We start from the raw sequence: 26,386 nt of genomic DNA on the forward strand, positions 1-26,386 counted from the left end.
CAGTGAACAATAACCTGCCCTCAGAAACCGTCGCCCATGCCGTGGCGGTACTGAAAAATGAACATGTCATCGCCTACCCCACAGAAGCCGTTTTTGGCGTTGGCTGCGATCCAGACAGCGAAACGGCCGTCATGCGTCTGCTGGAGCTGAAGCAGCGTCCTGTTGACAAGGGATTGATCCTTATCGCCGCCAGCTTTGAGCAGTTGAAGCCTTATGTTGATGATTCACGGTTAAGTGACTCGCAGCGGGACGCTATCTTTTCCTGCTGGCCGGGACCGGTGACGTTTGTATTCCCGGCGCGTCCTGAAACGCCGCGCTGGCTGACGGGGCGTTTTGATTCGCTGGCCGTACGCGTGACCAACCATCCGCTGGTGATTGAATTGTGCGAAGCTTACGGAAAACCGCTGGTCTCGACGAGCGCCAATCTCACCGGGCAACCACCGTGTCGTACCACCGCAGAGGTTCATGCTCAGTTTGGTGACAGCTTCCCGGTTGTGGATGGCGCCACAGGTGGACGGCAAAATCCATCTGAAATCCGTGATGCCCTGACGGGTAAACTGTTCCGCCAGGGGTGAACCATGGAAACCTATGCCGTTTTTGGTAATCCGATCGCGCACAGCAAATCGCCTTCTATTCATCAGCTGTTTGCCCGCCAGTTAGGGATTACTCATCCTTATGGACGTGTGCTGGCGCCGCTGGACGATTTTGTCTCTTCTCTGAATCAGTTCTTTGCAGAAGGAGGAAAGGGGGCCAACGTCACCGTTCCTTTTAAAGAGGAAGCTTTTGCGCGCGCGGACGAGCTGACAGAACGCGCTGCGCTGGCGGGAGCAGTAAATACCCTGAAACGCCTGGAAGATGGCCGTTTACTGGGGGACAACACCGACGGTATTGGCCTCCTGAGCGATCTGGAACGCCTGGGGTTCATTAAGCCGCGCCAGCGGATCCTGCTGGTAGGTGCTGGTGGCGCATCACGCGGGGTTCTTTTGCCGCTTCTGTCGCTGGGATGTGCCGTCACGATCGTGAATCGAACCTATTCTCGTGCCCATGAGTTAGCCACTCTCTTCGCCCATACCGGTAGCGTCAGCGCAAGAGAGATGGATACCTTATCCGGGGAAACATTCGATCTGATCATCAATGCGACGTCCAGTGGAATAGACGGTGATGTACCGGCTATCCCGGCATCTGTTGTCCACGCTGACGTGTATTGCTATGACATGTTTTACCAGAAAGGGCCAACACCGTTTCTTCACTGGTGCCAGCAGTATGGCGCAGTCCACTGTGCTGATGGGCTGGGAATGCTGGTGGCGCAAGCCGCCCATGCTGTTCTGCTATGGCACGGCGTCCTGCCGGCTATCGCTCCGGTCATCGAAACGCTGCAGCAGGAACTGAATGCATGAATCAGGCGATTCAGTTTCCTGACCGGGAATCATGGGATGCCGAACGGCAGGGTGTGGTTTTTCCTGTGCTGGTCAATGGGATGCAATTAACCTGCGCAATTTCAGGGCAGAGCCTGCAGCAGCGTTTTAGCGCAGAGGGGCCAGCGCAGTGGCTGGCCGCCTTCCAGGAACATCGTTGGGATCTAGAGGAAGAGGTGGAAGCATTGATCCGCGATGGTCAGGAAGATGCTCAGGGCTGGATCTGGTTATCCTGATCCAGGTATTCATTTTTCCATTTCACATAGTTATTTGCTGAATACTTCAGTCCTTCCCGTTCCGTCTCCGTCAGGGGGCGGATCTGTTTGACCGGATTGCCAAAGTAAAGGTAGCCGCTTTCCAGTTGTTTGTTCTGCGGTACCAAACTGCCTGCACCAATCATGACGTCATCGCCAACGACGACACCATCTAATAAGATCGAACCCATACCAACCAGCACGCGGTTGCCGATAGTGCAGCCGTGCAGCATCACTTTATGACCAACAGTTACATCCTCACCAATGATCAGCGGATTTCCCTCCGGCTTATAAGAGGACTTATGGGTCACATGGAGAACGCTACCGTCCTGAATATTGCTGCGTTGACCTATCGATACATAGTTGACGTCGCCGCGAATGGCCACCAGAGGCCAGACGCTGACATCATCGGCAATTCTGACATCACCGATGACAACGCTGGATGCGTCAATCATGACGCGAAGACCGATTTGTGGGAAAAATGCTTTATAGGGGCGCAGCTGAGCAGACATATAGACCTCAAAATACCGGAATGTAAGAAGACTTTGGTGGCTTTTATCTCCCTGTGCAACCCCTGAAAACGGTGAAAATTGAGCAAATCGTGCAATTACGCGACGAAAAGGGTGAAAAATCACCATTCAGAAAAAAAGATCGAAAAAAGGCTTGTGCAAAAAAATGGGATCCCTATAATGCGCTCCCACTGACACGGCAGATGTGAATCACTTCACACAAACAGCCGGTTCGGTTGAAGAGAAAAATCCTGAAAAACGGGTTGACTCTGAAAGAGGAAAGCGTAATATACGCCACCTCGCGACAGAGCGCTAAAGCGCGTCGCAACTGCTCTTTAACAATTTATCAGACAATCTGTGTGGGCACTCAAAGTGACATGGATTCTTAACGTCCTCGGACGAAAAATGAATACCAAGTCTCTGAGTGAACATGCGTAATTCATTACGAAGTTTAATTCACGAGCATCAAACTTAAATTGAAGAGTTTGATCATGGCTCAGATTGAACGCTGGCGGCAGGCCTAACACATGCAAGTCGAGCGGTAGCACAGAGAGCTTGCTCTCGGGTGACGAGCGGCGGACGGGTGAGTAATGTCTGGGAAACTGCCTGATGGAGGGGGATAACTACTGGAAACGGTAGCTAATACCGCATAACGTCGCAAGACCAAAGTGGGGGACCTTCGGGCCTCATGCCATCAGATGTGCCCAGATGGGATTAGCTGGTAGGTGGGGTAACGGCTCACCTAGGCGACGATCCCTAGCTGGTCTGAGAGGATGACCAGCCACACTGGAACTGAGACACGGTCCAGACTCCTACGGGAGGCAGCAGTGGGGAATATTGCACAATGGGCGCAAGCCTGATGCAGCCATGCCGCGTGTGTGAAGAAGGCCTTCGGGTTGTAAAGCACTTTCAGCGGGGAGGAAGGCGGTGAGGTTAATAACCTCATCGATTGACGTTACCCGCAGAAGAAGCACCGGCTAACTCCGTGCCAGCAGCCGCGGTAATACGGAGGGTGCAAGCGTTAATCGGAATTACTGGGCGTAAAGCGCACGCAGGCGGTCTGTCAAGTCGGATGTGAAATCCCCGGGCTCAACCTGGGAACTGCATTCGAAACTGGCAGGCTAGAGTCTTGTAGAGGGGGGTAGAATTCCAGGTGTAGCGGTGAAATGCGTAGAGATCTGGAGGAATACCGGTGGCGAAGGCGGCCCCCTGGACAAAGACTGACGCTCAGGTGCGAAAGCGTGGGGAGCAAACAGGATTAGATACCCTGGTAGTCCACGCTGTAAACGATGTCGATTTGGAGGTTGTGCCCTTGAGGCGTGGCTTCCGGAGCTAACGCGTTAAATCGACCGCCTGGGGAGTACGGCCGCAAGGTTAAAACTCAAATGAATTGACGGGGGCCCGCACAAGCGGTGGAGCATGTGGTTTAATTCGATGCAACGCGAAGAACCTTACCTGGTCTTGACATCCACAGAACTTTCCAGAGATGGATTGGTGCCTTCGGGAACTGTGAGACAGGTGCTGCATGGCTGTCGTCAGCTCGTGTTGTGAAATGTTGGGTTAAGTCCCGCAACGAGCGCAACCCTTATCCTTTGTTGCCAGCGGTTAGGCCGGGAACTCAAAGGAGACTGCCAGTGATAAACTGGAGGAAGGTGGGGATGACGTCAAGTCATCATGGCCCTTACGACCAGGGCTACACACGTGCTACAATGGCATATACAAAGAGAAGCGACCTCGCGAGAGCAAGCGGACCTCATAAAGTATGTCGTAGTCCGGATTGGAGTCTGCAACTCGACTCCATGAAGTCGGAATCGCTAGTAATCGTAGATCAGAATGCTACGGTGAATACGTTCCCGGGCCTTGTACACACCGCCCGTCACACCATGGGAGTGGGTTGCAAAAGAAGTAGGTAGCTTAACCTTCGGGAGGGCGCTTACCACTTTGTGATTCATGACTGGGGTGAAGTCGTAACAAGGTAACCGTAGGGGAACCTGCGGTTGGATCACCTCCTTACCTTAAAGAACCTGCCTTTGTAGTGTCCACACAGATTGTTTGATAAATGATAAATTTCAAAATGTACTGCGAAGTGCATTGTGAAATTTTGCTCTTTAAAAATCTGGATCAAGCTGAAAATTGAAACGACACACTGTTTAAGTGTGTTCGAGTCTCTCAAATTTTCGCAATCAGAAGTGAAACATCTTCGGGTTGTGAGGTTAAGCGACTAAGCGTACACGGTGGATGCCCTGGCAGTCAGAGGCGATGAAGGACGTGCTAATCTGCGAAAAGCGTCGGTAAGGTGATATGAACCGTTACAGCCGGCGATGTCCGAATGGGGAAACCCAGTGCAATTCGTTGCACTATCGTTAACTGAATACATAGGTTAACGAGGCGAACCGGGGGAACTGAAACATCTAAGTACCCCGAGGAAAAGAAATCAACCGAGATTCCCCCAGTAGCGGCGAGCGAACGGGGAGCAGCCCAGAGTCTGAATCAGCTTGTGTGTTAGTGGAACGGTCTGGAAAGTCCGACGGTACAGGGTGATAGTCCCGTACACCAAAATGCACAGGCTGTGAACTCGAAGAGTAGGGCGGGACACGTGGTATCCTGTCTGAATATGGGGGGACCATCCTCCAAGGCTAAATACTCCTGACTGACCGATAGTGAACCAGTACCGTGAGGGAAAGGCGAAAAGAACCCCGGCGAGGGGAGTGAAAAAGAACCTGAAACCGTGTACGTACAAGCAGTGGGAGCACCTTCGGGTGTGACTGCGTACCTTTTGTATAATGGGTCAGCGACTTATATTCTGTAGCAAGGTTAACCGTATAGGGGAGCCGCAGGGAAACCGAGTCTTAACTGGGCGTTAAGTTGCAGGGTATAGACCCGAAACCCGGTGATCTAGCCATGGGCAGGTTGAAGGTTGGGTAACACTAACTGGAGGACCGAACCGACTAATGTTGAAAAATTAGCGGATGACTTGTGGCTGGGGGTGAAAGGCCAATCAAACCGGGAGATAGCTGGTTCTCCCCGAAAGCTATTTAGGTAGCGCCTCGTGAATTCATCTTCGGGGGTAGAGCACTGTTTCGGCTAGGGGGTCATCCCGACTTACCAACCCGATGCAAACTACGAATACCGAAGAATGTTATCACGGGAGACACACGGCGGGTGCTAACGTCCGTCGTGAAGAGGGAAACAACCCAGACCGCCAGCTAAGGTCCCAAAGTCATGGTTAAGTGGGAAACGATGTGGGAAGGCACAGACAGCCAGGATGTTGGCTTAGAAGCAGCCATCATTTAAAGAAAGCGTAATAGCTCACTGGTCGAGTCGGCCTGCGCGGAAGATGTAACGGGGCTAAACCATGCACCGAAGCTGCGGCAGCGACACTATGTGTTGTTGGGTAGGGGAGCGTTCTGTAAGCCTGCGAAGGTGGCCTGTGAGGGTTGCTGGAGGTATCAGAAGTGCGAATGCTGACATAAGTAACGATAAAGCGGGTGAAAAGCCCGCTCGCCGGAAGACCAAGGGTTCCTGTCCAACGTTAATCGGGGCAGGGTGAGTCGACCCCTAAGGCGAGGCCGAAAGGCGTAGTCGATGGGAAACAGGTTAATATTCCTGTACTTGGTGTTACTGCGAAGGGGGGACGGAGAAGGCTATGTTAGCCGGGCGACGGTTGTCCCGGTTTAAGCATGTAGGCGGAGGTTCCAGGTAAATCCGGTACCTTTTAACGCTGAGGTGTGATGACGAGGCACTACGGTGCTGAAGTAACAAATGCCCTGCTTCCAGGAAAAGCCTCTAAGCATCAGGTAACATTAAATCGTACCCCAAACCGACACAGGTGGTCAGGTAGAGAATACCAAGGCGCTTGAGAGAACTCGGGTGAAGGAACTAGGCAAAATGGTGCCGTAACTTCGGGAGAAGGCACGCTGGTGTGTAGGTGAAGTCCCTGCGGACGGAGCTGAGACCAGTCGAAGATACCAGCTGGCTGCAACTGTTTATTAAAAACACAGCACTGTGCAAACACGAAAGTGGACGTATACGGTGTGACGCCTGCCCGGTGCCGGAAGGTTAATTGATGGGGTTATCCGTAAGGAGAAGCTCTTGATCGAAGCCCCGGTAAACGGCGGCCGTAACTATAACGGTCCTAAGGTAGCGAAATTCCTTGTCGGGTAAGTTCCGACCTGCACGAATGGCGTAATGATGGCCAGGCTGTCTCCACCCGAGACTCAGTGAAATTGAACTCGCTGTGAAGATGCAGTGTACCCGCGGCAAGACGGAAAGACCCCGTGAACCTTTACTATAGCTTGACACTGAACATTGAGCCTTGATGTGTAGGATAGGTGGGAGGCTTTGAAGCGTGGACGCCAGTCTGCGTGGAGCCAACCTTGAAATACCACCCTTTAATGTTTGATGTTCTAACGTAGGCCCCTGACCGGGGTTGCGGACAGTGTCTGGTGGGTAGTTTGACTGGGGCGGTCTCCTCCCAAAGAGTAACGGAGGAGCACGAAGGTTAGCTAATCCTGGTCGGACATCAGGAGGTTAGTGCAATGGCATAAGCTAGCTTGACTGCGAGCGTGACGGCGCGAGCAGGTGCGAAAGCAGGTCATAGTGATCCGGTGGTTCTGAATGGAAGGGCCATCGCTCAACGGATAAAAGGTACTCCGGGGATAACAGGCTGATACCGCCCAAGAGTTCATATCGACGGCGGTGTTTGGCACCTCGATGTCGGCTCATCACATCCTGGGGCTGAAGTAGGTCCCAAGGGTATGGCTGTTCGCCATTTAAAGTGGTACGCGAGCTGGGTTTAGAACGTCGTGAGACAGTTCGGTCCCTATCTGCCGTGGGCGCTGGAGAATTGAGGGGGGCTGCTCCTAGTACGAGAGGACCGGAGTGGACGCATCACTGGTGTTCGGGTTGTCATGCCAATGGCACTGCCCGGTAGCTAAATGCGGAAGAGATAAGTGCTGAAAGCATCTAAGCACGAAACTTGCCCCGAGATGAGTTCTCCCTGAGACTATAAGTCTCCTGAAGGAACGTTGAAGACGACGACGTTGATAGGCCGGGTGTGTAAGCGCAGCGATGCGTTGAGCTAACCGGTACTAATGAACCGTGAGGCTTAACCTTACAACGCCGAAGCTGTTTTGGCGGATTTGAGAGAAGATTTTCAGCGTGATACAGATTAATCGATGCGTCCGCAGGACGTGTTGAAAACAGAATTTGCCTGGCGGCGACAGCGCGGTGGTCCCACCTGACCCCATGCCGAACTCAGAAGTGAAACGCCGTAGCGCCGATGGTAGTGTGGGGTCTCCCCATGTGAGAGTAGGGAACTGCCAGGCATCAAATTTAGCGTGCTGATATGGCTCAGTTGGTAGAGCGCACCCTTGGTAAGGGTGAGGTCCCCAGTTCGACTCTGGGTATCAGCACCACTTTTTAGGTTAAAGTTCGGCACGTTGTAAAGAATTTGCCTGGCGACAATAGCGCGGCGGTCCCACCTGACCCCATGCCGAACTCAGAAGTGAAACGTCGTAGCGCCGATGGTAGTGTGGGGTCTCCCCATGTGAGAGTAGGGAATCGCCAGGCATCAAATAAAACAAAAGGCCCAGTCGAAAGACTGGGCCTTTTGTTTTTGTTATATCTGTTGTTTGCCGATGAGCGCTCTCCGGAGCAGGACAAATCCGCCGGGAGCGGATTTGAACGTTGCGCAGCAACGGCCGGAGGGTAGCGGGCAGGACGCCCGCCATCATTCCCAGGCATCAAATAAAACGAAAGGCTCAGCGGAAGACCGGGCTTTTTTGTTTTTTGCGGCCAGACGCGCCGCCAGCTCCCCCGGTGGCGCTGCGCTTACCGGGGCTACGGATTCGCACCCGCCCTGCACGACCTGTAGCCCGGAAAAGGTGCGCAGCACCGCCTCTGGGGAAAGCAGCGGTCATATCAACGTAAATGAAAGGCCCAGTCGTGTGACTGGGCCTTTTGTCTTTCTGGCGACTGAGCCGAAGGGAACGCCTCCAGGCTGAGCATTTGTGGAGCGGAGTTGCTAACGAGTCAGCGCCACGATACCTAACGTGAGACCGGCAACCGCTGCGGCCCCACCAGCGATCGCACCAGCCGTTTCCCAGTTGTCCTGTGTTGTGCCTTTTACACAGGTATTGGTATGCACCAGTCGGCCCTGCGAGTCATAGACAGGCACGCACGGGGAATCATGGGCACAGCCAGCAAGCAACGTTGCTAACAATGTCACTAATATTAATTTATTCATGGTATTACCTCTAAATAACCGTTTGCTGTCAACGTTGTTGACACATAACGGAATAGCTTATTTTACCACCGCAATGACACAGGCCTGGAAGGGGAAATAATCTCAAATTATGAGCAGTGTAAATATCGTGAAGAGAAATGAGAAATAATGAAGAGAATATGCAGGAAGGGATTTTCCAATGCGTTAGTCGGGGATAAAAAATTAATATGTCTACTAACTTGTTGTTCTGATAGATATAAAAAAAGGCGCCGCGTGACGCCTTGATAATTATAGTCGATTATTCAGCGTGCCGGGTAAAGCGTCGCCTAACGACCACGAAGAACACCGGAACAAAGAAGATCGCCAGCAGTGTCGCGGTAAGCATCCCGCCCATCACACCGGTGCCCACTGCATTCTGAGCCCCGCTACCGGCACCATGGCTAATCACCAGCGGCATGACCCCTAGAATAAAGGCTAGTGAAGTCATTAATATAGGGCGTAGACGCATACGAGATGCTTCCAGGGTCGCCTCAATAATGCCTTTCCCTTCTTTATCCATAAGATCTTTAGCGAACTCGACAATAAGAATAGCGTTCTTCGCAGATAAACCAATAGTCGTTAACAGGCCAACTTGGAAATAAACGTCATTATTCAACCCTCTAAGCGAAGCTGCTAATAATGCGCCGATAACCCCTAATGGCACAACCAGCATCACTGAGAACGGAATCGACCAGCTCTCATAGAGCGCCGCCAGGCACAGGAAGACGACGATCAATGAGATGGCATAAAGTGCAGGCGCCTGGTTGCCGGAGAGCCGTTCCTGGTAAGACATCCCGGTCCAGTCGTAACCGATGCCGCTCGGCAGTTTACTGGCCAGTTGTTCCATCAGCGCCATAGCTTCCCCGGTACTTTTGCCTGGCGAGGCTTCACCGAGGATCTCCATGGATGGCAAACCGTTGTAACGCTCCAGGCGTGGCGAGCCATATATCCAGCGTGAAGTGACAAAGGCGGAGAACGGAACCATTTCGCCGTTGGCGCTACGAACATACATGTTGTTAATGTCGCTCGGCAGCATACGGAAGTGGGCATCAGCCTGGACGTACACTTTCTTCACGCGGCCGCGGTCAATAAAATCATTGACGTAGTAACCGCCCAGCGCGGCGGATATCGTTTCATTGATATCGGAGAGGGATACGCCCAGCGCCTGTGCTTTTTCCTGATCGACATCCAGTTTGAACTGCGGCGTATCTTCCAGCCCATTGGGCCGTACCCGGACCAGCTGATCCGGATGCTGTTTCACCATGCCGAGCAGTTGGTTTCGCGCCTGGGTCAGGGCGGTATGGCCAAGCCCACCCTGGTCGATCAGCTCAAAGTCGAAGCCGGTGGCGGTACCCAGCTCAATAATGGCCGGCATGTTGAACGGGAAAACCATGGCGTCTTTTATCTGGCTGAAGGCCACGGTGGCCCGTTTAATAATCGACTCCACGTTGTTTTCATCACCGCTACGCGCTTCCCAGGGTTTCAGGCTGACAAACGCCATGCCGGAGTTTTGCCCCTGGCCGCTGAAGCTGAAGCCGTTAACGGTAAAGACGCTTTCAACATTGGCCTTCTCGTTATGCAGATAGTAGTCGGTTACGGTATCCAGCACCTTCTGCGTGCGCTCCTGGGTCGCGCCGGAAGGCAGCTGGATCATGGTCAGGAAGACGCCTTGATCCTCGTCGGGCAGAAAGGACGTGGGCAAACGCATGAACAACACGGCCATCCCCACGACTATCACCAGGTAGATCACCAGATAACGGCCTGTTCCACGCAGAATGCCGCTAACGCTGTTGGTATAGTGATTGACGCTCTGGTCAAAGCGGGCATTAAACCAGCCGAAAAATCCTTTTTTCTCATGGTGTTCGGCTGAGGCTGGCTTCAACAACGTGGCGCAGAGCGCCGGCGTCAGTACCAGCGCAACCAGCACGGAGAGCGCCATGGCGGAGACGATAGTGATCGAAAACTGACGATAAATCGCGCCAGTCGAGCCGCCGAAAAAGGCCATCGGGACGAATACCGCAGAGAGCACCATGGCGATACCCACCAGCGCCCCCTGGATCTGCGACATCGACTTTTCCGTCGCTTCTTTTGGCGAGAGCTTCTCCTCAACCATTACACGTTCGACGTTTTCCACCACCACGATGGCGTCATCGACCAACAGGCCTATCGCCAGCACCATGCCAAACATCGTCAGGGTGTTGATGGAGTAGCCAAACATCGACAGTACCGCAAAGGTACCCAACAGCACGACAGGAACGGCAATCGTCGGAATGAGCGTTGCGCGCATGTTCTGCAGAAACAGATACATGACAAGAAAGACGAGGATAATTGCCTCAAAGAGCGTTTTAACCACTTCGTGGATGGAGATTTTGACGAAAGGGGTCGTATCGTACGGATAGACAACCTTCATCCCCTGAGGGAAGTAGGGCTGTAGCTCGGCCAGCTTCGCTTTAATCGCGGTGGCAGTATCCAGCGCGTTGGCGCCGGTCGCAAGCTTAATACCCAGACCAGAGGCGGGTTTACCGTTAATTCTCGCGACGACGTTATAGTTTTCTCCCCCCAGCTCAATGCGGGCGACGTCTTTCAGATGGACGACCGAACCATCGGCATTGACCCGGAGTGTAACCTTGCCAAACTCCTGCGGATCTTTAAGCCGGGTCTGAGCGATGATCGACGCGTTCAGCTGCTGGCCTTTCAGCGCTGGCGTACCGCCGAGCTGGCCGGCGGCGATCTGATCGTTCTGGACCTGCAGCGCATTGATGACGTCGACCGGCGTCAGGTTGTATTTGTTCAGCAGATTGCCGTCCAGCCAGACGCGCATGGCGTATTGCGCGCCGAACAGCTGCACATCGCCCACGCCGTTGAGGCGGCTGATAGGGTCTTTCACGTTGGAGGCGACATAGTCAGAGATATCGTCCTGGGTGGTGGCCGGATTATCAGAGATAAAGCCAGCAACCAGCAGGAAGCTGCTGCTGGATTTTTCGACGCTAATCCCTTGCTGTTGTACTTCCTGAGGCAGCAGCGGCGTAGCCAACTGCAGTTTGTTTTGCACCTGCACCTGGGCGATATCCGGATCGGTGCCGGACTTAAAGGTGAGCGTAATGGTTACCGAGCCAGCGGAGTCGCTGGTCGACGACATATACATCAGGTTGTCGATACCGTTCATATTCTGTTCGATAACCTGAGTGACCGTATCCTGCACGGTTTGGGCATCCGCACCCGGGTAGGTGGCGGAGATCGCCACCGCAGGGGGCGCAATCGTCGGATACTGCGCTATCGGTAGCTGCAGGATGGCCAGGCCGCCGGCAATCATCATAATGATGGCCAGCACCCAGGCGAAGACCGGTCGATGGATAAAAAACTTAGACATGGCTGAGTATCCTTATTGTGCGGCCGGTGCCGCACGCTCCGCTTCCGCTTTGACGGTGACGCCTGGACGGACTTTCTGTAAGCCGCTGACAATCACTTTATCGCCCGGCTTCAGTCCGCTGGTGATGAGCCATTTATCGCCAACGGCCTGAGTCGCGACCACTTCCCGGGTTTCAACCTGGTTTTTGTCATTCACCAACATCACGGAGGCATCGCCCCGCGGCGTGCGGGTCACTCCCTGCTGCGGCACCAGGATGGCCTGCGGATCGACACCTTCGTCTATGCGAGCGCGGACGAACATCCCCGGCAGCAGGGCATGCTGCGGGTTAGGGAAGATAGCGCGTAGCGTGATAGAGCCCGTGCTTTCATCGACAGTGACGTCAGAGAACTGCAGCGACCCTTTAAGCGGATAGGCCTGGCCGTTCTCCATCACCAGCTCAACGCTTTTTGTATCACCGCCGCGCTGCAGGCTTTCCTGCTTAAGGCGCATAAAGTCATTGCTGGACTCCGTCACGTCGACATAGATGGGGTCGAGCTGCTGGACGGTGGCCAGGGCATCCGACTGACCGTTGGTGACCAGCGCGCCCTCGGTGACGCTCGATTTGCCGATGCGCCCGCTTATGGGGGAGGTCACTTTGGTGTAGGCCAGGTTGATACGGGCGGTGTCTACGGCGGCTTTGGTGGCGATGACGTCGGCGTCGGCCTGGCGTGCAGTGGCCACCGCCTGATCGTATTCCTGCTGGCTGATATATTTGGTACCTAGCAGTGGAACGTAACGTTTCACCGTCAAATGGGCGATGGCGGCTGCGGCTTCGGCCTTGGCCTCATCGCCTTTCGCGCTGTTCCAGGCGGCCTGATAGGTTGCCGGATCGATCTGATAAAGCGACTGACCTGCTTCGACATCACTTCCTTCAACAAAGTTACGCTTCAGGATGATACCGCTCACCTGGGGGCGGACTTCCGCCACGCGAAAAGCAGAGGTGCGGCCTGGCAGTTCGGTGGTGACCGACAACGGCGCACTGTTCACGACATGGACCGTCACCTGCGGCGCCTGTGCATGGGGTTGCGGGTTGCCCGAATTATCGCAGCCGGTAAGCAACAAGGCAGAGATAATTAAACCGGATAAAAGTGTCACTCTGGCGTGAGTTGTCATTGCGGTTCCTTATAGATTACGTGCCAAATTCGGCGGCGAATCTGTGAAAGAAAGAGGGAATCAAAAAGCAGTTTGCCATCCTACAAATAAACGCCATTGGATGTAAGAGATACTTATTTTTAAGCAATCAGCAAGGCACGCAAAAACAAAAAAATGGCCGATCTGTTTTTACTATTTATCTTAATTGTAAAACATAATAAACAGACATTGTTTTAATGAATGAGTTGACTATTAATATTCATTAGGGTGATTCGTTGGTTTTCTACATCAGAATTAGCTTGTCTGCATTTTTGCTAAATAATATTGTGCACCGAATGTTAGATTAAGGGATCTTCAGAAAAATCTATATTGCCTGTTAATCGGGAACTGAGATCTTATATGGCGAGAAAAACCAAAGAGGAGGCGCTGCGCACGCGGCAGCTCCTGATTGAGTCCGCGATCCAGCAGTTCGCCCTGCGGGGGGTGACCAATACGACCCTGACGGATATCGCTGATGCGGCGGGGGTGACTCGCGGTGCCGTATACTGGCATTTTGCCAGTAAGACCGAGTTGTTTAATGAGATGTGGCAGCAGCAGCCGCCGCTCAGGGATTTGATTCAGCAAAACCTGGCGACAAGGAATGAGCAGGAGCCCTTAAAAGATTTGCGCCAGCGATTTATTGCCGGCCTGCGCTATATTGCTGAGAATCCTCGCCAGCGTGCCCTGATGCAAATCCTTTATCAACGCTGTGAGTTTGCCAGCGATATGTTATCGGAGAGCGAAATTCGCCAACGCATTGGATTTAACTATTCCGTTATTGGCGGCATTCTGCAGCGCTGTGTGCGTAACAATATATTGCCAGCCGAAACAAATATCGACGTGATATTAATTGTTTTACATAGCGCCTTTTCCGGCTTGATTAAAAACTGGCTGCTTGAACCGCAACGCTTCGATCTGTATCAGCAGGCACCTGCGCTGGTGGATAATATTATGGCGGTGGTCTGTGCTGCTCGTTTATCGCAGGAGCCTGTACTGCGGGTAGTGAATCAGTAATGTGTTCTGTCGGCGCAGATAATAAAAAAGGCGCTTCCCCATGCCGAAGAGCGCCTTTTATATCAAGCAAGCAACTGACTAGTATCAGTTCATGCCGTATTTTTTCAGTTTTTTACGCAGTGTACCGCGGTTGATGCCCATCATCAGGGCTGCGCGGGTCTGGTTACCACGGGTGTATTGCATCACCATGTCCAACAGGGGCTGTTCAACTTCAGCCAGTACCAGCTCATACAGGTCATTCACATCCTGACCGTTCAGTTGAGCAAAATAGTTCTTCAGTGCCTGTTTAACCGAGTCACGCAGGGGTTTTTGAGTTACCTGATCCTGAGAGTTAACGGTAGAAACGGTCAGTACGTCAGAATTTACGCGTTGTTCGAACATAGTTCTGTCAGCTCTTTATTTCTATTACGCAAAATTTTCGAAGTATGCCTCCAACGCCTCCAGCTGTTCGCTGGCATCCTCAATGGCGTTGAATGTGCGCCGAAACTGGTCATCTGGAGCATGTTCCTGAAGATACCAGGAGACGTGTTTACGCGCGATTCGGTACCCTTTTGCCTGACCGTAAAAGTCATGCAATTCCCGAACGTGCGCACAAAGCAAGCGCTTAACCTCTGCCAGTGGCAGCGGGGGCAGCAGCTCTCCAGTGTCCAGATAATGCTGGATTTCCCGAAAGATCCAGGGTCTTCCCTGAGCTGCACGGCCTATCATCAGGGCATCAGCCCCTGTATAGTCGAGCACAGCTCTGGCTTTAAGCGGGTCAGTAATGTCACCATTCGCGATAATCGGAATGGAAACTTTCTGCTTAACTGCCCGAATACTGTCGTACTCAGCGTCTCCGTTAAACAAGCAGGCGCGGGTGCGTCCGTGAATAGTCAGAGCCTGAATGCCACACTCTTCGGCCAGTTGGGCAATCTCTACGCAGTTACGGTGTTCCGGTTCCCAACCGGTGCGAATCTTGAGAGTCACAGGAACGTCCACCGCGTTGACGACCGCCGTCAGGATTGACTTCACCTGCTCGGGGTACTGCAAGAGGGCTGAACCTGCAAGCTTGCGATTCACCTTTTTCGCCGGGCATCCCATATTGATATCTATAATCTGGGCGCCACTTTCCACGTTAATCCGCGCGGCTGCAGCCATCTCTTCCGGTACGCTACCGGCGATTTGCACGGTACGAATACCGGGCTCATCAATATGCACCATCCGTAAACGGGACTTGTCGCTCTCCCACACCTGTGGATTAGAGGACATCATCTCGGAAACGGTTAAACCCGCTCCCATCTCATAGCACAGCGTCCGGAATGGTCTGTCAGTAATGCCAGCCATGGGCGCTGCGATCAGGCGATTTCTGAGCTGGTGGTGTCCGATGCGCATGAGTTAAGAAATGACCATACTGTGACTGCAAGGCGGCGTATATTACGCATTTTTTGCACGAGATGAAAGGCCAAACTTTGAGCAATCCTCTGTTGCAGATCAATGAATCCGGGACTAGCGTAAAAGCGATGAATAAATACTTATATTAATCATTACTTTAATTGATGATGGGTAATTTGTGTCCATTTATAAAATCGTAAAACTTCTCGATTTTTCTTAGATAAACTCGCTACCTGACGGCATAAAACGCTGTTTTTGTAGCCAAAAAAGTACTCTGTAGTGCGATCTGCCTCTCATTTCCAGGCATTATTTGGTGGCTACTGGAAACAAAAATGCGGCCCGCAGGCCGCATTGTGCTTAGTTTTTCCGGCCGGTGATCCGGCACCACTCCTCTTTCTCCACCACCGGGTCGAGGGTGAAGAGCGGGGCGTAGGCTTCGCAGACGCTTTCCGCCTGGCTTGCCAGAATGCCGGAAAGGCCCAGCAGGCCGCCTGTAACCGGCAGGACGCTGATTAATGGGGCCAGCTCACGTAACGGGCCCGCGAGGATGTTTGCGACCACGATATCGGCTTTCATGGCTTCTGGCTGATCCTGCGGCAGATACAGTTCAAGACGCTCGGAGACGCCGTTACGCTGGGCGTTATCACGGCTGGCCTGGATGGCCTGTGGGTCGATATCAATCCCGATCGCTTTAGCGGCACCCAGTTTCAGGGCGGCGATCGCCAGGATGCCGGAACCGCAGCCAAAATCGATAACGGTTTTGCCCTGCAGGTCGAGGCCGTCGAGCCACTGCAGACACATGGCGGTAGTGGGATGAGTGCCGGTACCAAAAGCCAGTCCCGGATCAAGCATCACGTTGACCGCGTTCTCATCGGGGACATCGCGCCAGCTCGGACAAATCCACAGGCGCTCACCGAAACGCATCGGGTGGAAGTTATCCATCCACTCGCGCTCCCAGTCTTTATCTTCCAGCTGTTCAATTTTATGCGCAAAGCCGGCGCCGAGCAGCGGATGCTGCTCCAGTTGGGCAACGACCGCTTTCATATCGGTTTCGGCATCGAACAGGCCGATCACGTCGGTATCGCCCCACAGCCGGGTTTCCCCGGGCAACGGCTCAAATACCGGCGTATCGTGCGTATCCTGGAAGGTGATGGAGACCGATCCGGCCTCCATCAGCGCATCGCTAAGATCTTCTGCGTTCGCGCCGGTAGTATTTAGTTTCAGTTGGATCCATGGCATAGCAAAACTCTTTATTTATCAGTAGTCATCACAGGGGCTGGCGGGACGGGTTGGCCGAAACGGTTCCCGACGACAAAAGCCAACAAACTTAGCAGTAGCGAGGGCACGATAGGATGGAAGCCCAGGAACTGAATATGAAACGTCGCGAGCACGGCATACAGCACGCCGCCCACCAACATCGCGCTGAGCGCCCCGGCAGCGTTTGCCCGCTCCCAGTAAAGGCCCAGCACCAACGGCCATAAAAACACCGCTTCCAGGCCGCCGAAGGCCAGCAGATTGAGCCAGATAATCATTTCCGGCGGCCGCCAGGCGGCCAGCATCATTAATATACCCAGCACTAAGGTGGCGATCGTTGAGATCCGCTTGAGCTTCTGCTCATTGCGTTTTTTTGTTGGCTGCGCGCTGAGCCACAGATCTTTAATGATCGTAGCCGATGCCTGCAGTAAATGGGCGTTCACGTTCGACATAATCGCGGCCATCGGCGCGGCTAAGAACAGTCCTGCAGCCCACGGCGGCAGCACCTGGACCATCAACGTCGGGATCACCAGATCGGGCACGGTGAGGCCCGGCAGGACGGCGCGGCCAAGAGCGCCGGCGAGATGCATGCCAAACATCAGAATCGCCACGACGATCGTGCCAATGACAATCCCACGGTGCACGGCTTTGCTGTCTTTATAGGAGATACAGCGTACGGCGGTATGCGGCAGGCCGATAACGCCGAAGCAAACCAGCACCCAGAACGAGGTCATAAAGGTGGGGGACAGGATATCATCCGCACCGTGCGGCGACACCAGCTGTGGGTCGATCCGCTGCAGTGTGTCCACCGCCTGATGCAGGCCGCCGGCAGCATGGACGACACCAACCAGCAGGACGATCGTCCCGATCAACATCACCATTCCCTGCATCGTATCGTTGAGTACGCTGGCGCGGAAGCCGCCGAAAGCGGTATACAGCGCGATGGTGATCCCAAAGATCAGCAGACCGGTTTCGTACTTGATCCCGGCAGCGGTTTCCAGCAGGCGCGCGCCGCCAATAAACTGCACCGCGATGGCCCCGACAAAGGCCACCAGCAGGCTGACGCTGGCAATCCATACCACCGCGCGGCTTTGGTAGCGCGCCTGCAGCATATCGTTAAGGGTAATAGCATTGTAGCGTCGCGCCAGGATCGCGAACTTCTTGCCGAGGATCCCGAGAGAGAGCCAGATCGTCGGTACCTGGATCATCGCCAGCAGTACCCAACCCAGCCCATATTTATAGGCGGCGCCGGGGCCGCCGATAAACGAGCTGGCGCTAATATAGGTGGCGGTGAGGGTCATGGCTAATACAAACCCCCCCATCGATCGACTGCCGAGGAAATACTCGCTAAGGAAGTTCCCGGTGCTGCGTTTACGCATCGCGTAAATCGACAGTCCGAAGACAACAAACAGATAAGCGATCAGCACCACGATAATCTCAAGCTGCATCGTTATCCTCCAGGGAGATATCACGGAAGATAAAGCGCACCATCGCCCAGCACAGCAGTATAAACAGCAGCGGCACCAGCAGGCAGGCCATTTCAAACCAGTGCGGCAGGCCGGTAAAACCGATACTGACGCCCGGCAGATAGGCCGCCGCCAGCCAGGCGGCAAGATAGAGAAGGGTCAGCCACAGCGCCCAGCGCGCTTCTTTATGGGCCTGAACAAAGCGTTTGTCCATTTTTTGTCCCTTGAGGATGAAGAAAGCGGGGATTGTACCGCATGGAAAAGTCGAGGGGAGAGAAAAAGAAAAAAGGCCGGATTAACCGGCCTTTTGCAGCAAATACAGGATTATTTTTCCTGCAGTCCGAGCTTTTTCTCCAGATAGTGGATGTTAGTGCCACCATGCTGGAAGTTCTCGTCGCTCATAATGCGCATCTGCAGATCGACGTTGGTTTTGATGCCATCGATGATCAGCTCCTGCAGCGCATTCTTCATGCGGGCAATCGCCACGTCACGGCTTTCGCCGTAGCAGATCAGTTTACCGATCATGGAGTCATAGTACGGCGGTACGGTGTAACCGGCGTAAATATGAGACTCCCAGCGCACGCCAAAACCGCCCGGCGCGTGGAAGCGGGTAATTTTACCCGGGCTCGGCAGGAAGGTGTTCGGGTCTTCGGCGTTGATACGGCATTCCACCGCATGGCCTCTGACGACCACTTCATCCTGCTTGATGGACAGCGGCTGGCCAGCTGCAATACGCAGCTGCTCTTTGATCAGGTCAACGCCGGTGATCATTTCGGTAACCGGGTGTTCTACCTGAATACGGGTGTTCATTTCAATGAAGTAGAACTCGCCGTTTTCGAACAGGAACTCGAAGGTGCCCGCTCCGCGGTAGCCGATATCCACACAGGCTTTCGCGCAACGTTCGCCGATGTAGCGACGCAGTTCCGGGGTGATGCCCGGCGCCGGCGCTTCCTCGACCACTTTCTGGTGGCGACGCTGCATGGAGCAGTCACGCTCTGCCAGATAGATAGCGTTACCCTGACCGTCCGCCAGTACCTGGATCTCGATGTGGCGAGGATTTTCCAGGTATTTCTCCATGTAGACCATGTCGTTATTGAAAGCCGCTTTCGCTTCCGCTTTGGTCATAGAGATAGACTGCGCCAGTTCGGCGTCGCTACGCACAACGCGCATACCGCGACCGCCGCCGCCGCCGGAGGCCTTGATGATCACCGGATAGCCAATGCGTTTGGCATGGGCGCGGTTAGCGTCCATATCGTCGGTCAGCGGGCCGTCAGAACCTGGAACGGTCGGGACGCCGGCTTTCTTCATCGCGGTGATTGCGGACACTTTGTCGCCCATCAGGCGGATAGTGTCGGCTTTCGGACCGATGAAGATAAAGCCGGAGCGCTCAACCTGCTCGGCAAAGTTGGCGTTCTCGGAGAGGAAACCATAACCCGGGTGAATCGCTATCGCGCCGGTGATTTCCGCCGCGCTGATGATAGCCGGGATGTTGAGATAGCTTTTTACGGACGGAGCCGGGCCAATACAGACCGTCTCATCCGCTAACAATACGTGTTTTAGATCGCGATCCGCGGTGGAGTGCACAGCGACGGTCTTGATGCCCAGTTCTTTACAGGCACGCAGGATGCGCAATGCGATCTCGCCACGGTTAGCGATGACAATTTTATCCAGCATGTTCGCCTCGTTACTCGATAACTACCAGCGGCTCGTCGAATTCTACCGGTTGGCCGCTTTCGATCAGAATGGCTTTCACCACGCCGGCTTTGTCGGCTTCGATCTGGTTCATCATTTTCATCGCTTCGACGATGCACAGGGTGTCGCCCACGTTAACTTTCTGGCCAACTTCCACAAACGCTTTCGCGTCCGGGCTTGGCGTACGATAGAAAGTACCAACCATCGGGGAACGTACGATGTGACCACTGATTTCCGCTTTTGCCGGCGCTTCAGCTGCAGCAGCTGGTGCGGCAGCCGCGGCGGCAGGCGCCTGAGGCTGCATCATCGGTGCAGCATAAGCCTGCTGCATAACCGGATAGCTTGCGACCGGTGCAGAGCGGCTGATGCGAACAGACTCTTCGCCTTCAGAAATTTCCAGTTCGGAGATACCTGATTCTTCAACCAGCTCGATCAGTTTTTTAATCTTACGAATATCCATGAGTGGGTTCCGTACTCTTTGTTTAGTGTGATTGTGACAGGCGTTTTACCGCCGTCTGTAAAGCGTATGAATAGCCGTCCGCCCCCAGTCCGCAAATGACGCCAGCGGCGACATCTGACAGGTATGAGTGCTGGCGGAAGGGTTCGCGTGCATGCACGTTGCTCAAGTGAATCTCGATAAACGGGATGTTCACGGCAAGCAACGCGTCACGGATTGCTACGCTGGTATGCGCGAACGCGGCCGGATTAATCAGGATATAGTCCACGTTGTCTTTAGCCTGATGAATTCGGTCGATTAACGCATACTCCGCGTTGGACTGCAGGTGATCCAGGCTCACATTCAGCGCCGCCGCCTCAGATGTCAAACGGTTAACAATTTCAGCCAGCGAGAGGGTGCCATACTTATCAGGCTCGCGGGTACCGAGCATGTTAATGTTTGGACCATTCAAAAGCAAAATGTGAAACTTGTCAGCCATCGTGTGGCGATCTCCTGCCATCTTCGGGTAAAAAACAACATATACCTTCAATGCGCCCTTGTCACCTTTTCAGGGTCAGAAAACCCCGTCAGGAAAACCAAAGTCGCACATTATAACGATTTCGTAGCAATTGGCAGCTAAATACTGGTCTTATCAGGGAAGATTATCAACCGCTATCGTAAAAAGAGTCGCGGTTGATAAAAGATCTGCGGGAAACTGCACATTACCGGATTCAGCGCCACCACTGGCGGAACTTCTTATAACGGCATGCCAAAAGCACCACCGCCAGCAGGGCATAAATGATGGGCTGCGGCGAGACGATCTTCACTGACCACAGGTAGTGAATCGGCGCGAGGATCGCCACCAGATAGACGAAATTGTGCAAAAGTTGCCAACGACGGCCCAGTTTTCGCTGCATCGCCTGCGTCGAAGTCGCCGCCAGCGCCAGCAGGATCACCCAGCAGATCATGCCTAACGTCAGATAGGGGCGATTGATAATCTCCGAGCCCAGCAGCGCCAGATTGTTAATGCCCAGCTCCAGCAAGGTGTAGCTGGTCAGGTGCAGCGTCGCCCAGGCAAAACACCATAAACCTAACAGGCGGCGAATGCGAATCAATAATGGCTGCTTTGCATAGCGCGCCAGCGGGGCGACCAGCAGAGTCGCCAGCAGAAATTTAAGCGCCATCCTGCCGGTAAAGTGCTGGATATCCTTGGCCGGATCGGCGCTAAAGTAGCCCTGATGCCCGGCCCAGAACAACCAGACCAGCGGTAAAAACCCCACCAGGTGGAGGAAGACTTTCAACCACGCGATCTGTTTGACGGTGAAACGCACTAGAAGTTCTCCCGCAAGTTCATACCACGATACAGTGAGGCCACCTCGTCGGCATAGCCGTTAAACAGCAACGTCGGCTGACGTTTCACATCGAGCACACCGCCTGAGCCGATGAACCGCTCGCTGGCCTGCGACCAGCGGGGATGATCGACATGGGGATTAACGTTGGCAAAGAAGCCGTATTCGTCCGGCGCCGCCAGATTCCAGGTGGTCGGCGGCTGCTCGCGCGTCAGCTCAATGCTGACGATGGATTTAATGCCTTTAAAACCGTACTTCCACGGCACGGTCAGGCGGATCGGCGCGCCGTTCTGCGGCGGCAGCGCTTTGCCATACACGCCGACGGTAAGCAGCGTCAAGGGGTGCATGGCTTCGTCAAGCCGCAACCCTTCCACGTAAGGATAAGCAAGTCCCCCGCCGATAAAACGATCTTTCTGCCCGGGCATTTGATCCGGGGCGTAAAGGGTTTTGAAGGCGACATAGCGCGCGTTGCTGGTGGGTTCCACCAGCGCCAACAGTTTATGCAGCGGGAAACCGACCCAGGGAACGACCATCGACCAGGCCTCCACGCAGCGCATACGGTAAATGCGCTCCTCCAGCGGAAAGCGTTTGGTCAGATCGTCATGGTCAAGGGTCAGCGGCTTCGCCACTTCACCGCCGATGGTCAGTGTCCAGGGATCGGTGCGCAGGCTACCTGCGTTCGCCGCCGGGTCGGCTTTATCGAGGCCGAATTCATAAAAGTTATTGTAACCGGCGACCTTATCTTCCGGGGTGAGCGTCAGATTAGCCTGCCACTCGGCGGGTTTAGCAAAGTCCAGGGCCTTGCCCGCCGGGGCCGGCGGGCGGTCATTTCCTTTAAACCAGTCCAGCAGATCGGCCTGCGCGGCGGCGGGAAGCGAAAGCGCCGTCGCGCTGATACCCAGCATTTTCAGCACCTGGCGCCGCTTGAGCATAAAAACGGATTCGGCCGTGACGTCGGCTTCCGTCAGTTTTTTTCTTTTCATGGTGTCCTCCGTCATGCGTTTCCCTAAGCATGACGGAGACGACGATTTATCGCGAATATGTCACGAAAAATTGCAGATTAGGATGAGGAGCTGCCGCCGAAGCAGAGGCGCGGTCGTCCAGGAATCATCGGAAAGTGGCGCAAGACGTTTCCTTTACCGCGCATGACCCGGCATCTTTAGCAGGGAAAAGAGGGCGGTAAGCTGGCCAGACGGTAAACCGGTAATAATTTGCGTCGCTGGCGCGGGTTTGCCATCCTGCGTCTAAAATTAAAGCGCTTCTGGCGCAGGCCGCAGGCGGGCAATGATTGGCAAATTTTTTCTGCCGACTATACTCGCTATCGGCATACTTTCGCCGATAATACGCATTCCATTGCCAGACTCGCCATCTTTGATAGTATGCGTCGCGCTTTAAAAGGTTAATGCTAGCGGCAAGGCGCGCGCCAGCACGGGAGCCTGATGGTTCATCGGGCAGTCATTCACTCGCGGAGTTAACACAGGGATGCGATTAACGACGAAGTTCTCAGCCTTTATCACGCTGCTAACTAGCCTGACCATCTTTGTCACGCTGATTGGCGCTTCGCTGAGTTTTTATAACGGCATTGAGAACAAGGTCGAAAACCGGGTTCAGGCGGTGGCGACCATGCTGGATAACCGGCTCATCACCACCTCTTTTGATCAGCTTGAGCCGCAGCTGGATGAGCTGATGACGCCGATCGAGATCGTGCATATCGATTTCATGCTTAACGGCAAACCACTCTACAGCCACTCCCGAACCGACAGCTACCGCCCGCTTGGCAGCCATGAGCAATTCCGTGAGATCACGGTCCCGTCGCTTAAACACCCCGGTATCACTCTGCATCTGGTCTACGTTGACCCAATGGTGAACTATTTCCGCTCGCTGTCGATCACGGCCCCGTTGTCGATCTCCATCGGCTTTATGGTGGTGATTATTTTCTTCGCCGTCCGCTGGATCCGCCGCCAGCTGGCTGGTCAGGAGCTGCTTGAGCTGCGTTCCACGCGCATCCTGAGCGGCGAGCGCGGGCCGCAGGTGCGCGGATCGGTCTATGAATGGCCAGCCAGCACCAGCAGCGCGCTGGATATGCTGCTGTCGGAGCTGCAATTCGCCAGCGATCAGCGCAGCCGTATGGATACGCTGATTCGCTCCTATGCGGCACAGGATTCTAAAACGGGCCTGAATAACCGCCTGTTCTTTGATAATCAGCTGGCCACGCTGCTGGAAGACCAGGAGAAAGTGGGCGCCTACGGCATCGTCATGATGATCCGTCTGCCGGAGTTCGATCTGCTACGGGACAACTGGGGACGGGCGGCCGCCGAAGAGCATTACTTCACGCTTATCAACCTGCTCTCTACCTTTATTATGCGTTATCCCGGCGCGCTACTGGCGCGCTATCACCGTAGCGACTTCGCCGTGCTGCTGCCGCACCGCACGTTAAAAGAGGCGGATAGTATCGCCGGGCTGTTGCTGAAGGCCATGGACGCACTGCCGCCGACGCGCATTCTCGATCGCGACGATATGATGCATATCGGGATCTGTGCTTTCCGCAGCGGGCAATCGACAGCGCAGGTGATGGAGCACGCGGAAGCGGCAACGCGCAACGCGGTGCTGCAGGGTAGCAATAGTTGGTCGGTTTACGATGACACCCTTCCTGAGAAAGGTCGCGGCAACGTTCGCTGGCGGACGCTGATCGAACAGATGCTGAGCCGCGGGGGACCGCGGTTGTACCAAAAACCTGCCGTTACCCGCGATGGCCGGGTGCATCACCGTGAACTGATGTCGCGGATGTACGACGGTAAAGAAGAGGTGATCGCCGCCGAGTACATGCCGATGGTGCTGCAGTTTGGTCTGGCGGAGGAGTATGACCGCCTGCAGGTGACGCGCCTGCTGCCATTTTTAGGCTTCTGGCCTGAGGAAAACCTGGCGTTACAGCTGTCGGTGGAGTCGCTGATCCGTCCCCGTTTTCAGCGCTGGCTGCGCGATGCCTTAATGCAGTGTGAAAAATCGCAGCGTCAGCGGATTATTTTTGAACTTGCGGAGGCAGATGTTTGTCAATATATCGGCCGTCTGCAGCCGGTTATGCGGTTGGTTAACGCCCTGGGCGTTCGGGTGGCGGTCGTTCAGGCGGGACTAACCCTGGTGGGAACCAGCTGGATCAAGCAGCTGGATGCGGAGTTGATCAAACTGCATCCTGGGCTGGCGCGCAACATTGAAAAGCGCAGTGAGAACCAGCTGCTGGTGCAAAGTCTGGTGGAAGCCTGCAAAGGCATGCCTATGCAAGTTTTTGCGACGGGCGTACGCAGCCGCAGCGAGTGGTTAGTGCTGTCCCAATGCGGTGTCACAGGCGGTCAGGGGGAATTTTTTGCGGCCTCACAGCCACTTGACACAAATGTGAAAAAATATTCGCAAAGATACTCGGTTTGATCTGCCGTTTAGCGTGATTTCACGTAGAATAACGCGCGCCATCGTGAAGGGGGTGTGCTTGTCTACTCGCCGGATCATCGCAATGTAAATGCCAGTGACCCTCCTTTGACAGGTTACAAATTCAGGCGTGGAGCGCTGCTGAAGATTTCAGCAATGAACGGAGTCGGAAAAATTTGTAACAAAGGAAATGAACTGCACTAATTTTCACCGCAGCAGGTGATTTTTGCGCCTTGTCGCTGCTGCGTGTGGTTGGTAAAGTAAGCGGATTTTGTTTTCCGCCCCAGCTTTCAGGATTATCCCTTAGTATGTTAAAAAAATTTCGTGGCATGTTTTCCAATGACCTGTCCATTGACCTGGGTACCGCGAATACCCTTATTTACGTAAAAGGACAAGGCATCGTATTGAATGAGCCTTCCGTGGTGGCCATTCGTCAGGATCGTGCCGGATCGCCGAAAAGCGTCGCCGCCGTAGGTCATGAAGCGAAGCAGATGCTCGGCCGTACCCCGGGTAATATCGCGGCGATTCGCCCGATGAAGGACGGCGTCATCGCTGACTTCTTCGTGACGGAAAAGATGCTGCAGCACTTTATCAAACAAGTGCACAGCAACAGCTTTATGCGCCCGAGCCCGCGCGTGCTGGTGTGCGTACCGGTTGGCGCCACCCAGGTTGAGCGTCGTGCGATCCGTGAATCCGCGCAGGGCGCTGGCGCTCGTGAAGTCTTCCTGATCGAAGAGCCGATGGCGGCAGCGATTGGCGCAGGCTTACCGGTTTCTGAAGCGACCGGTTCTATGGTTGTCGATATCGGCGGCGGTACTACCGAAGTCGCGGTTATCTCCCTGAACGGCGTGGTCTACTCTTCTTCCGTGCGTATCGGCGGCGACCGTTTCGACGAAGCCGTGATTAATTACGTGCGTCGTAACTACGGCTCCCTGATCGGTGAAGCGACCGCTGAGCGTATCAAACACGAAATCGGTTCGGCTTACCCGGGCGATGAAGTGCGTGAAATCGAAGTTCGCGGCCGTAACTTGGCGGAAGGCGTACCACGCGGCTTTACCCTGAATTCCAACGAAATTCTTGAAGCGCTGCAGGAGCCGCTGACCGGCATCGTGAGTGCGGTCATGGTTGCTCTGGAGCAGTGCCCGCCGGAACTGGCTTCTGATATCTCCGAGCGCGGGATGGTTCTTACCGGCGGTGGTGCGCTGCTGCGCAACCTGGACCGTCTGTTAATGGAAGAAACCGGTATTCCAGTCGTGGTTGCTGAAGATCCGCTGACCTGTGTAGCGCGTGGCGGCGGCAAGGCGCTGGAAATGATCGACATGCACGGCGGCGACCTGTTTAGCGAAGAGTAGTCAGCCTGAAGGTCTGGGGTGGCTTAGCGGCTGCCCCTGGTCTTTACTG

The 26,386-nt window shown here is 54.4% G+C and carries 21 protein-coding genes, 1 tRNA gene and 4 rRNA genes; 12 read left to right on the top strand and 14 right to left on the bottom strand.

Translation table 11 applies throughout. The features are described from left to right. Positions 1 to 2: 2 nt before the first annotated feature. From tsaC to AC3EMD_RS02265, 3 genes are read left to right on the top strand one after another with little or no spacing between them, the layout of a single operon-like run. Positions 3 to 575 carry an L-threonylcarbamoyladenylate synthase type 1 TsaC gene (gene tsaC, locus AC3EMD_RS02255; protein WP_008807062.1) on the top strand — a complete coding sequence of 191 codons (573 nt, stop codon included), beginning with the start codon at positions 3 to 5 and terminating at the stop codon, positions 573 to 575. 3 nt (positions 576 to 578) lie between these two features. Further along, positions 579 to 1,397 carry a shikimate dehydrogenase gene (gene aroE / locus AC3EMD_RS02260; protein WP_008807063.1) on the top strand — a complete coding sequence of 273 codons (819 nt, stop codon included), beginning with the start codon at positions 579 to 581 and terminating at the stop codon, positions 1,395 to 1,397. Continuing rightward, positions 1,394 to 1,651, top strand: coding sequence for a DUF1488 family protein (locus AC3EMD_RS02265; RefSeq protein ID WP_012967156.1), 258 nt, complete (start codon positions 1,394 to 1,396; stop codon positions 1,649 to 1,651). The genes aroE and AC3EMD_RS02265 overlap by 4 nt, the downstream gene beginning before the upstream one ends. On the opposite strand, the gene AC3EMD_RS02270 is transcribed toward AC3EMD_RS02265, so the two are convergent. Beyond that, entirely contained in the window at positions 1,627 to 2,181 is a 555-nt protein-coding gene (locus tag AC3EMD_RS02270; RefSeq protein WP_008807065.1) for a gamma carbonic anhydrase family protein, read from the bottom strand. The two genes, AC3EMD_RS02265 and AC3EMD_RS02270, sit on opposite strands and share 25 nt — an antisense overlap. A gap of 470 nt (positions 2,182 to 2,651) precedes the next feature. On the opposite strand from AC3EMD_RS02270, the gene AC3EMD_RS02275 reads away from it, so the two are divergent. From AC3EMD_RS02275 to rrf (AC3EMD_RS02295), 5 genes are all read left to right on the top strand, one after another. After that, positions 2,652 to 4,191, top strand: a 16S ribosomal RNA gene (locus AC3EMD_RS02275). A gap of 198 nt (positions 4,192 to 4,389) precedes the next feature. Beyond that, positions 4,390 to 7,293: ribosomal RNA gene (locus AC3EMD_RS02280) — 23S ribosomal RNA — on the top strand. Positions 7,294 to 7,389: 96 nt separating this feature from the next. Then, a 5S ribosomal RNA gene (gene rrf, locus AC3EMD_RS02285) occupies positions 7,390 to 7,505 on the top strand. 14 nt (positions 7,506 to 7,519) lie between these two features. Then, positions 7,520 to 7,595, top strand: a tRNA-Thr gene (locus AC3EMD_RS02290). Between the two features lie 38 nt (positions 7,596 to 7,633). Further along, positions 7,634 to 7,749: ribosomal RNA gene (rrf, locus tag AC3EMD_RS02295) — 5S ribosomal RNA — on the top strand. The 16S, 23S and 5S rRNA genes sit together here with 1 tRNA gene alongside, the layout of an rRNA operon. A 454-nt stretch (positions 7,750 to 8,203) precedes the next feature. Here the strand turns inward: rrf (AC3EMD_RS02295) and AC3EMD_RS02300 are convergent. From AC3EMD_RS02300 to AC3EMD_RS02310, 3 genes are all read right to left on the bottom strand, one after another. Continuing rightward, positions 8,204 to 8,425 (bottom strand): hypothetical protein, encoded by a 222-nt coding sequence (locus tag AC3EMD_RS02300; protein WP_023298285.1) that lies wholly within the window; start codon positions 8,423 to 8,425, stop codon positions 8,204 to 8,206. 277 nt (positions 8,426 to 8,702) lie between these two features. Continuing rightward, positions 8,703 to 11,813 carry an efflux RND transporter permease subunit gene (locus AC3EMD_RS02305; RefSeq protein WP_060619395.1) on the bottom strand — a complete coding sequence of 1,037 codons (3,111 nt, stop codon included), beginning with the start codon at positions 11,811 to 11,813 and terminating at the stop codon, positions 8,703 to 8,705. A 12-nt stretch (positions 11,814 to 11,825) separates the two neighbouring features. After that, positions 11,826 to 12,965, bottom strand: coding sequence for an efflux RND transporter periplasmic adaptor subunit (locus AC3EMD_RS02310; protein ID WP_008806702.1), 1,140 nt, complete (start codon positions 12,963 to 12,965; stop codon positions 11,826 to 11,828). 378 nt (positions 12,966 to 13,343) lie between these two features. Here AC3EMD_RS02310 and envR point away from each other — a divergent pair, with 378 nt between their 5' ends. Then, the gene (envR, locus tag AC3EMD_RS02315) at positions 13,344 to 13,997 is read left to right on the top strand and encodes an acrEF/envCD operon transcriptional regulator (protein WP_008806701.1); all 654 of its coding nucleotides are present in this window, start codon (positions 13,344 to 13,346) and stop codon (positions 13,995 to 13,997) included. Between the two features lie 84 nt (positions 13,998 to 14,081). On the opposite strand, the gene fis is transcribed toward envR, so the two are convergent. The 10 genes from fis to msrP all read right to left on the bottom strand — a co-directional run bounded on the left by fis (position 14,082) and on the right by msrP (position 22,548). Beyond that, positions 14,082 to 14,378, bottom strand: a complete 297-nt coding sequence (fis, locus tag AC3EMD_RS02320; protein WP_000462905.1) for a DNA-binding transcriptional regulator Fis — start codon at positions 14,376 to 14,378, stop codon at positions 14,082 to 14,084. 24 nt (positions 14,379 to 14,402) lie between these two features. Then, positions 14,403 to 15,368, bottom strand: a complete 966-nt coding sequence (dusB, locus tag AC3EMD_RS02325) for a tRNA dihydrouridine synthase DusB (protein WP_008806700.1) — start codon at positions 15,366 to 15,368, stop codon at positions 14,403 to 14,405. A gap of 357 nt (positions 15,369 to 15,725) precedes the next feature. Beyond that, positions 15,726 to 16,607, bottom strand: coding sequence for a 50S ribosomal protein L11 methyltransferase (prmA, locus tag AC3EMD_RS02330; protein ID WP_131000216.1), 882 nt, complete (start codon positions 16,605 to 16,607; stop codon positions 15,726 to 15,728). An 11-nt stretch (positions 16,608 to 16,618) separates the two neighbouring features. Beyond that, complete coding sequence (gene panF / locus AC3EMD_RS02335; protein ID WP_012540444.1) at positions 16,619 to 18,070, bottom strand: sodium/pantothenate symporter; 1,452 nt, start codon at positions 18,068 to 18,070, stop codon at positions 16,619 to 16,621. After that, a complete protein-coding gene (locus AC3EMD_RS02340; RefSeq protein ID WP_012540445.1) occupies positions 18,060 to 18,302 on the bottom strand; it encodes a YhdT family protein in 243 nt (80 codons plus the stop codon). Before AC3EMD_RS02340 ends, panF begins: the two co-directional genes overlap by 11 nt. 110 nt (positions 18,303 to 18,412) lie before the next feature. Continuing rightward, a complete protein-coding gene (accC, locus tag AC3EMD_RS02345) occupies positions 18,413 to 19,762 on the bottom strand; it encodes an acetyl-CoA carboxylase biotin carboxylase subunit (RefSeq protein WP_008806697.1) in 1,350 nt (449 codons plus the stop codon). 10 nt (positions 19,763 to 19,772) lie between these two features. Next, positions 19,773 to 20,240 (bottom strand): acetyl-CoA carboxylase biotin carboxyl carrier protein, encoded by a 468-nt coding sequence (accB, locus tag AC3EMD_RS02350; RefSeq protein WP_008806696.1) that lies wholly within the window; start codon positions 20,238 to 20,240, stop codon positions 19,773 to 19,775. Between the two features lie 22 nt (positions 20,241 to 20,262). Next, complete coding sequence (gene aroQ, locus AC3EMD_RS02355) at positions 20,263 to 20,715, bottom strand: type II 3-dehydroquinate dehydratase (protein ID WP_012540446.1); 453 nt, start codon at positions 20,713 to 20,715, stop codon at positions 20,263 to 20,265. Between the two features lie 232 nt (positions 20,716 to 20,947). Next, positions 20,948 to 21,547, bottom strand: coding sequence for a protein-methionine-sulfoxide reductase heme-binding subunit MsrQ (gene msrQ / locus AC3EMD_RS02360; protein WP_110203992.1), 600 nt, complete (start codon positions 21,545 to 21,547; stop codon positions 20,948 to 20,950). Beyond that, a complete protein-coding gene (msrP, locus tag AC3EMD_RS02365; RefSeq protein ID WP_012540448.1) occupies positions 21,547 to 22,548 on the bottom strand; it encodes a protein-methionine-sulfoxide reductase catalytic subunit MsrP in 1,002 nt (333 codons plus the stop codon). Before msrP ends, msrQ begins: the two co-directional genes overlap by 1 nt. A gap of 228 nt (positions 22,549 to 22,776) precedes the next feature. Between msrP and AC3EMD_RS02370 the strand changes: the two genes are divergently transcribed. The 3 genes from AC3EMD_RS02370 (at position 22,777) to mreB (ending at position 26,337) form a co-directional block, all read left to right on the top strand. Beyond that, the gene (locus AC3EMD_RS02370) at positions 22,777 to 22,968 is read left to right on the top strand and encodes a hypothetical protein (RefSeq protein ID WP_032691257.1); all 192 of its coding nucleotides are present in this window, start codon (positions 22,777 to 22,779) and stop codon (positions 22,966 to 22,968) included. Positions 22,969 to 23,047: 79 nt separating this feature from the next. Next, positions 23,048 to 24,988: an RNase E specificity factor CsrD gene (csrD, locus tag AC3EMD_RS02375; RefSeq protein ID WP_008806692.1), complete on the top strand. Its 1,941-nt coding sequence runs from the start codon at positions 23,048 to 23,050 to the stop codon at positions 24,986 to 24,988. Between the two features lie 305 nt (positions 24,989 to 25,293). Further along, positions 25,294 to 26,337, top strand: coding sequence for a rod shape-determining protein MreB (gene mreB, locus AC3EMD_RS02380; protein ID WP_002918653.1), 1,044 nt, complete (start codon positions 25,294 to 25,296; stop codon positions 26,335 to 26,337). Positions 26,338 to 26,386: the final 49 nt, after the last annotated feature.

It is taken from the genome of Klebsiella sp. PK18 (assembly GCF_057784655.1).